8 protein-coding genes are annotated in these 6,799 nt (G+C 63.0%); 2 read left to right on the top strand and 6 right to left on the bottom strand.

The window, feature by feature from the left end; all coding sequences use genetic code 11:
• Both KBT70_RS12475 and KBT70_RS12470 read right to left on the bottom strand, forming a co-directional pair.
• On the bottom strand, positions 1–423 hold a 423-nt coding region (locus KBT70_RS12475), incomplete at its 3' end, for a potassium transporter TrkG (RefSeq protein WP_296633789.1).
• A gap of 61 nt (positions 424–484) precedes the next feature.
• Positions 485–712 (bottom strand): DUF1127 domain-containing protein, encoded by a 228-nt coding sequence (locus KBT70_RS12470; RefSeq protein WP_296633783.1) that lies wholly within the window; start codon positions 710–712, stop codon positions 485–487.
• Between the two features lie 254 nt (positions 713–966).
• Here KBT70_RS12470 and KBT70_RS12465 point away from each other — a divergent pair, with 254 nt between their 5' ends.
• Positions 967–1,554 (top strand): cytochrome P460 family protein, encoded by a 588-nt coding sequence (locus KBT70_RS12465; RefSeq protein ID WP_296633779.1) that lies wholly within the window; start codon positions 967–969, stop codon positions 1,552–1,554.
• An 86-nt stretch (positions 1,555–1,640) separates the two neighbouring features.
• Positions 1,641–2,348 carry a CDP-alcohol phosphatidyltransferase family protein gene (locus KBT70_RS12460; RefSeq protein ID WP_296633775.1) on the top strand — a complete coding sequence of 236 codons (708 nt, stop codon included), beginning with the start codon at positions 1,641–1,643 and terminating at the stop codon, positions 2,346–2,348.
• Positions 2,349–2,396: 48 nt separating this feature from the next.
• On the opposite strand, the gene mraY is transcribed toward KBT70_RS12460, so the two are convergent.
• The 4 genes from mraY to KBT70_RS12440 form a co-directional block, all read right to left on the bottom strand.
• Positions 2,397–3,479, bottom strand: coding sequence for a phospho-N-acetylmuramoyl-pentapeptide-transferase (gene mraY / locus KBT70_RS12455; protein ID WP_296633773.1), 1,083 nt, complete (start codon positions 3,477–3,479; stop codon positions 2,397–2,399).
• Positions 3,479–4,915 (bottom strand): UDP-N-acetylmuramoylalanyl-D-glutamyl-2,6-diaminopimelate--D-alanyl-D-alanine ligase, encoded by a 1,437-nt coding sequence (locus KBT70_RS12450; RefSeq protein ID WP_296633770.1) that lies wholly within the window; start codon positions 4,913–4,915, stop codon positions 3,479–3,481. Before KBT70_RS12450 ends, mraY begins: the two co-directional genes overlap by 1 nt.
• Positions 4,912–6,393: a UDP-N-acetylmuramoyl-L-alanyl-D-glutamate--2,6-diaminopimelate ligase gene (locus tag KBT70_RS12445; RefSeq protein ID WP_296633768.1), complete on the bottom strand. Its 1,482-nt coding sequence runs from the start codon at positions 6,391–6,393 to the stop codon at positions 4,912–4,914. Before KBT70_RS12445 ends, KBT70_RS12450 begins: the two co-directional genes overlap by 4 nt.
• A 19-nt stretch (positions 6,394–6,412) precedes the next feature.
• Positions 6,413–6,799: penicillin-binding transpeptidase domain-containing protein (locus KBT70_RS12440; RefSeq protein ID WP_296633765.1), on the bottom strand; the 387-nt coding region annotated here is incomplete at its 5' end.

The raw sequence follows: 6,799 nt of genomic DNA, 5'->3' as shown, positions 1-6,799 counted from the left end.
CAAACCGCCCAGCCATTGCAGAATGCCCCGCCAGAGCAAGATACCCTTGGGCAGGGTATCAAGCCCGGCAATCACCGTCGATCCGGTTGTAGTCACACCCGACATCGCCTCGAAAAACGCGTCGATGAAATCCAGATCCGTCTCGCCCAGCATGAACGGCAGCGCGCCAAAGAGCGGCAGCGCCACCCAGACCAGCGTGGTCAGCAAAAATGCCTGCTGGATTGTCAGCGGTTGGCCCATCGAGTTCTTGCACGACAGCGCCACCAAGGCCCCCGCGATGCAGGTCACGATCATGCTCTCGGCAAAGACCGGCCAATGCTCTCGCCCCTCGGCGATATCCACCAACAGCGGCAGCAGCATGGTCAGGCCCATGGCCATGACCATCAGGCCAACGAGATATCCCACGGGTCGCATGTCGAACATGAGGCGCAGAGTTGGCGGTTGCCACCGAAACTGTCAAGCTGGATCAACACCCGGCTACGCCTCACTCGGGCAGGATATCCTCGAACACAAAGGCGGCGATATCGGCACGCGTCAGCCCCATGGCGTCCAACTCCGACGCACTCAGGCTCTGGAGATGCGCCACACTCGCCAATCTGGGGCGCGCAAGGATATAGCCATTCATCCCGGCGGCACGCTCCACCAGAAAGAGATCCAGATCCCGCCGCCAATTGGCGGGCATGAAACGGGTCGTCAGGTCGGTTTCGGCCATTGGGGTTGCCTTTCACTGATCGGACAGGTCCCCTCCCTGCGATCAGGATAGCGCAATGGGCCGCAAAAATCGCGTGGCGCGTTCACGCCGATGCCAAGTGTTGCTGCATTGCAGCAATCGCGCAGGTCCGGCCCATCACAGCCCCCGATCCCTTCAACGCCTCACGCAATAGTTAAGTTCAATTACAGTGAATTCATGCAAATGTCCGCACGGATGACCGCCGTGTCTCATGATTTCAAGGGAGAGAATACAGAATGAAACGCCAGCTTTTCGCCGCCGCGACCCTGATGGCCAGCCTCAGCTTTGCCCAAACCGCCCATGCTGCCGAATGCGCGGTCGCGGTGGATGATCCTTTTGCGCTCGAGGCCGCCGCAATCGAAGAAATCTACGCCTGCATCAAGGACGAGATGGTCGCAGGCTACACCAAAGAGGGCGATGCCGTCGCTGGTGCCTATCGCGACTGGACCGTATCCTCGACCCGCCCCGCCGTGGCCGGGGCCCATGGCAACCGCCTGCTCTATACGTTCGCCAATGACATCGCCGCCGAACAGTATCTGAAATATGCCGAAGAGGGCGTCAGCATGCCCGTAGGCTCGGTTCTGGCCAAGGAAAGCATCACGATCAGCGCCAAGAAAAAGGCCGCCGTGCCCGGCCCGCTCTTTATCATGACCAAGGGTGAACCCGGCAGCGCGCCCGAAACCGCCGACTGGGTCTATGGCGGCATCCAGCCCGATGGCAAGCCGATGAAGTTCAAGCAGAGCTTCTGCCACGATTGCCACGTTGCTTGGGAAGCCCAGGACATGCTCGCCTATCCGCTCGAAGAGGTCCGGCTCGCAAACTGAGCAGCGCAGCAGAAATTATGCCCGGTCTCCCTCTGGGGGCCGGGCTTTTGTTTGCAAATCTTTTATCTCTGGGTCATTAAACCCGGATGACCCAGCAGCTGCGCGCCCTCTTTGTTCACCTTTTCACCGCCACTGGTGCCGTGTTTGCCATGTTGGCGATGCTGGCTGCGGTCGAGCATAAATGGGAACTGATGTTCCTCTGGCTCGTGGTGGCCTTTTTCGTGGATGGTATCGACGGGCCGCTTGCGCGCAAATACGATGTCCAGAAACACGCGCCCGAATTCGACGGCGTGCTGCTCGATCTCATCATCGACTATCTCACTTATGTCTTCATCCCGGCCTTTGCGCTCTTCAAATCCGATCTATTGCCGGGCTGGACAGGCTGGCTTGCCATCATCGTGATCACCTTTGCCAGCGCCATGTATTTCGCTGACACACGGATGAAGACCAAGGACAATTCCTTTTCCGGCTTTCCCGGATGCTGGAATATGCTGGTGCTGGTTCTCTTCGCGCTCGCGCCGAATTTCTGGATCATCCTCGGGCTGGTGGTAGTGCTCGCGGTGGCGATGTTCCTGCCGCTCAAATTCGTGCATCCCGTGCGCACCGAACGCTGGCGCTGGTTGACCCTACCGATGGCCCTCGCCTGGACGTTCTTTGCCGGCTGGGCCGCCTGGGTGCATTTCGATCCTCAAAGCTGGGCGCATTGGGGTCTGGTGATCACCAGCGTCTACTTGCTCTTTGCAGGCATCGTCCAACAGATTTTCCCGCGCAAGGGCGATCTCGACCGGCTGTGAGCGAGGGAAGATAACCGCCCCCGTCACATCACCGACAATGCCGCACCTTCACCGCAGTTTCAGCGTCGCAAGCCCGACCATCGCCAGAATGAGCGCGATGATCCAGAAGCGGATCACGATCTGCGGCTCGGCCCAGCCCTTTTTCTCGTAATGGTGATGGATCGGCGCCATCAGGAACACCCGCTTGCCGGTGCGTTTGAAATAGAGCACCTGAATGATGACCGACAGCGCCTCGACCACGAAGAGGCCGCCGACGATGCCCAGAACCAGCTCGTGCTTGGTGGCGACGGCAATCGCCCCCAGCGCGCCGCCCAAGGCCAAAGAGCCGGTATCGCCCATAAAGACCGCCGCAGGCGGGGCGTTATACCACAGAAACCCCAGACCGCCCCCGACAAGCCCTGCGACAAAGATCAGGATTTCGCCAGTGCCCGGCACGTAATGCAGACCCAGATAATCGGTGAAATCGACGCGGCCCACCGTATAGGCGATCACGCCCAGCGCCGCTGAGGCGATCATCACCGGCATGATGGCCAGCCCATCGAGACCATCGGTCAGGTTGACGGCATTGGCGGCACCCACGATCACGAACATCGCAAAGGGGATAAAGAGAAAGCCGAGATTGATCAGCACATCCTTGAACACCGGCAGCGCCAATTGATACTGCAACTCCGCCGGATGACTGAGCCCCGCCCAATAAGCGGCAATGAGCGCGATCAGGAACCCCAGCCCCAGACGCACCCGGCTTGAGACACCCTTGACGTTCTGTTTGCTGACCTTGGCATAATCATCGGCAAAGCCGATGAGGGCAAAGGAGAGCGTGACGAACAGCACGAGCCAGACATAAGGATTGTCGAGCCGCGCCCAAAGCAGGGTCGAGGTGACAAGCGCCCCCACGATCAAGAGCCCCCCCATGGTGGGCGTGCCCGCCTTGGAGAAATGCCCCTCGGGGCCATCGCTGCGGATGGGCTGCCCTTTGCCCTGTCGCTTGCGCAGGACCATGATCAAGGGGGCACCGAACAGAAAGCCAAAGATCAGCGCCGTCATGAAGGCCCCGCCTGCACGAAAGGTGATGTAGCGGAAGAGATTGAAGAAATCCCCGCCATCCGACCAGATGGTCAACCAATAGAGCATTAGACTTGTCCTTCTTCTGTCACCCGGCCCACGCGCCGGAGCGCGTCAACCACAAGGCTCACCCGGCTGCCCTTGGAGCCTTTTACCAACACCACATCGCCCGCGTCGATCAACCGGCGCGCCTGCGTTGCGAGATCTTCTGCGGTCGCCGCCCAACGTCCGCGCCGCGCCTCGGGCAAAATCTCCCAGAGCGCGCGCATGCGCGGCCCCACGCAATGAATCTCGTCGATCCGCGCCATATAGGGCAGATCCGCGAGCCCTGCGTGCATCATTGCCTCGTCCGGCCCGAGTTCGAGCATATCGCCAAGAATGGCGATCCGGCGCCCGCGCGCGACGCGGCCCACGCCATCGCGCGGCTGTGCGGCGGCCAACACTTCGAGCGCTGCAGCCATCGAGGTGGGATTGGCGTTGAAGGCGTCATCAATGAGATCAATGCTCATCCCGTCGCTCGCCAGATCAAGCACAAGTTCCTCGCGCGTGCCGCGCCCGGCGGGCGGGGCCCAATTGGCGAGATCGGCCATGGCCACGGCGCGGTCACAGCCCAGCACCTGCGCCACCGCCAGCACCGCCAGCGCGTTCATCGCGAAATGCCGCCCCGGCACACCGACCTTGTAGACCAGCGGCGAGCGCCAGGCGCGGGCATGCCCCACGGTCACGCGGTCATGCAGTTCGACGTTGAGCAATCGGTGATGCGCACCGCGCGCGGTGCCAAAACTGAGGACGCGCGCGCCTTGCTGCGCAGCCTTGGCGCGGAGAATGGGTGTGGTCGCGATGTCGGCGTTGATCACCGCCACGCCGCCCGGCTCCAGCCCTTCAAAGATGCCGGCCTTTTCATGGGCAATGCCCTCGATATTCTCGAACGCCTCAAGATGAGCTGCGGCCACGGTGGTGATCACCGCCACATGCGGCCGCGCCATGCGCGCCAAGGGGGCAATCTCGCCGGGGTGGTTCATGCCGATTTCGATCACGGCGAATTCCGTATCCACCGGCATCCGCGCCAATGTAAGCGGCACGCCCCAGTGGTTGTTGTAACTGGCCTCGGCGGCATGGGTGCGGCCCTGATGGCCCAGCACGTCGCGCAACATTTCCTTGGTCGAAGTCTTGCCGACCGATCCGGTCACAGCCACGACGCGGGCCTTGGAGCGCGCGCGCGCCGCGCGTCCCAAATCCTCGAGCCCCTTTTGCACGTCTGCAACGATCAAGAGCGGGGCATCGGCGGGCAGACCCTCGGGCACGCGGGCAACCAGCGCTGCGGCCGCCCCTTTGGCCAAGGCCTGCGCCACAAACTCATGCCCATCCCGCGCGGCGCTGAGCGCCACGAAGAGATCGCCGGGTTTGAGCGTGCGCGTATCAATCGACACGCCCGAGGCCAGCCAATCGCCGATCGCACGGCCCTGCGTGGCCGCCGCCGCCTCTTTTGCCGACCAAAGGCTCATACCCGCCCCCCATCGAGCAGCGTGACCGCAATGCTCGCCTGTTCCACATCGTCAAAGGGCAGCACGTCATCGCCGACAACCTGCCCTGTCTCATGCCCCTTGCCGCAAATGAGCAGCGCATCGCCCGGCCCCAGCGCATCGACGCCGCGCAGGATCGCCTCGGCGCGGTCGCCCACCTCTGCCGCCATGGGGCAGCCCTGCATCACCGCAGCCCGGATGCTGGCCGGGTTTTCCGAGCGGGGGTTGTCGTCGGTCACGATCACGCGGTCGGCATGGGCCGCCGCCGCCTGTCCCATCAGTGGCCGCTTGGCGCGGTCGCGGTCGCCGCCTGCGCCCACGATGGCGATGAGCCGCCCCATCACATGCGGGCGCAGCGCCTTGATCGCGGTCGCCACCGCGTCGGGGGTATGGGCGTAATCGACAAAGACCGCCGCGCCATTGTCGCGCGTTGCGGCCAGTTGCATGCGCCCACGCACCGTCTTCATGCCCGGCAGCGCCTCGAACACCTGTTCGGCATCAGCGCCCGCGCCGATCACCAGCCCTGCCGCCAAGAGCACGTTTTCGGCCTGAAACCCGCCGATGAGGTCGAGGCGCAGTTGATTGACCTCATCCTCCCATTCAAAGCGCAGCACTTGGCCCGTCGCGTCAAAGCGCTGCGCGATGAGGCGCAGATCAGCCCCCGGCGCACGCCCGACAGTGATCAAATCCTGACTGCGTTCGGTGGCGATGGCCGCCATCTCGGCCCCGCGCGGGTCGTCGATGTTGATCACGGCCACCCCATCCTCGGGGAGGACGCGGGCGAAAAGCCCCGCTTTGGCCGCGAAATACTCGTCAAAGCTGGCGTGGTAATCCAAGTGATCCTGCGTGAAATTGGTGAAGCCCGCCGCCATCAGATGCACGCCATCCAGCCGCCGCTGTGCCAGACCATGCGAGGACGCCTCCATCGCGCCATGGGTGACGCCCGCCAGTTCGCATTTGGCCAGCATGCGGTGCAGGGTGATCGGTTCTGGCGTGGTGTGGCCCAAGGGCGCGCTATAGGCCCCCTCGACCCCCGTCGTGCCCAGATTGACCGCCGAGAAACCCAACCGCTCCCAGATCTGCCGGGTAAAGGTGGCCACGGATGTCTTGCCATTGGTGCCGGTCACGGCGACCATGGTTTCAGGCTGCGCGCCAAACCAAAGGGCTGCGGCAAAGGCCAGCGTCTGACGCGGGTCTTCGGCCACCACAAGGGCTGCATCGCTGAGGCTGAGGAACTCCTGTGCCAGCCGCGCGCCAGTAGCATCGGTCAGGATCGCTCCCGCCCCTTGGCGCAGCGCATATTGGATGAACTCCGCGCCATGCACCTTGGTGCCCGGCAGCGCGGCAAAGAGAAAGCCGGGTTTGACCTCGCGGCTATCCACCGCCAACCCCGTGATATTGGCCTGACGCCCGGCTTGGGCGGTCAGTCCCAAAGCCGCCAATGTCTTGATCTGCCCCACCGCACTGCCCCGTTCCGGCCTAATTCGATGTCAGGCTTATAGCAGCAAGCGGGCTGGGTTCAATCTCGGGTCGCAGACCCAGCAAAGGGGCGACGCGACGGATGATTTCAGCAGCCACTGGCACGGCGGTCCAGCCTGCGGTGCGGCGTGCTTCGCTGCCCGATGTCTCGACCGGCTCATCCAGCGTGACCACAAGCACATATTTCGGATCATGCGCCGGAAAGATGCTGGCGAAGGTCGAGATGACCTTGTCCTTGTAATAGCCGCCGCCGCGTTCCTTGGGCTTGTCGGCGGTGCCGGTCTTGCCGCCTACCGCATAGCCTGGCACTTCGCCAAGGCTTGCCGTGCCTTCGGTGACGACATGACGCAACATCTCGCGCATGATGGCCGAGGTTTTCTCGGAGAT

Origin of the sequence: Roseovarius sp. (assembly GCF_018066915.1) — a bacterium.
In the GTDB taxonomy this organism is placed as follows: Bacteria; Pseudomonadota; Alphaproteobacteria; order Rhodobacterales; family Rhodobacteraceae; genus Roseovarius.
The sequence above is the reverse complement of the archived record's forward strand: the minus strand, read 5'-3'. Positions and strand labels throughout refer to the sequence as shown.

Excerpts from the sequence above, each read along its gene's own strand:
- KBT70_RS12470 (WP_296633783.1), bottom strand. The coding sequence starts at position 712 with ATGGCCGAAACCGACCTGACGACCCGTTTCATGCCCGCCAATTGGCGG.
- KBT70_RS12465 (WP_296633779.1), top strand. The coding sequence starts at position 967 with ATGAAACGCCAGCTTTTCGCCGCCGCGACCCTGATGGCCAGCCTCAGC.
- KBT70_RS12460 (WP_296633775.1), top strand. The coding sequence starts at position 1,641 with ATGACCCAGCAGCTGCGCGCCCTCTTTGTTCACCTTTTCACCGCCACT.
- mraY (WP_296633773.1), bottom strand. The coding sequence starts at position 3,479 with ATGCTCTATTGGTTGACCATCTGGTCGGATGGCGGGGATTTCTTCAAT.
- KBT70_RS12450 (WP_296633770.1), bottom strand. The coding sequence starts at position 4,915 with ATGAGCCTTTGGTCGGCAAAAGAGGCGGCGGCGGCCACGCAGGGCCGT.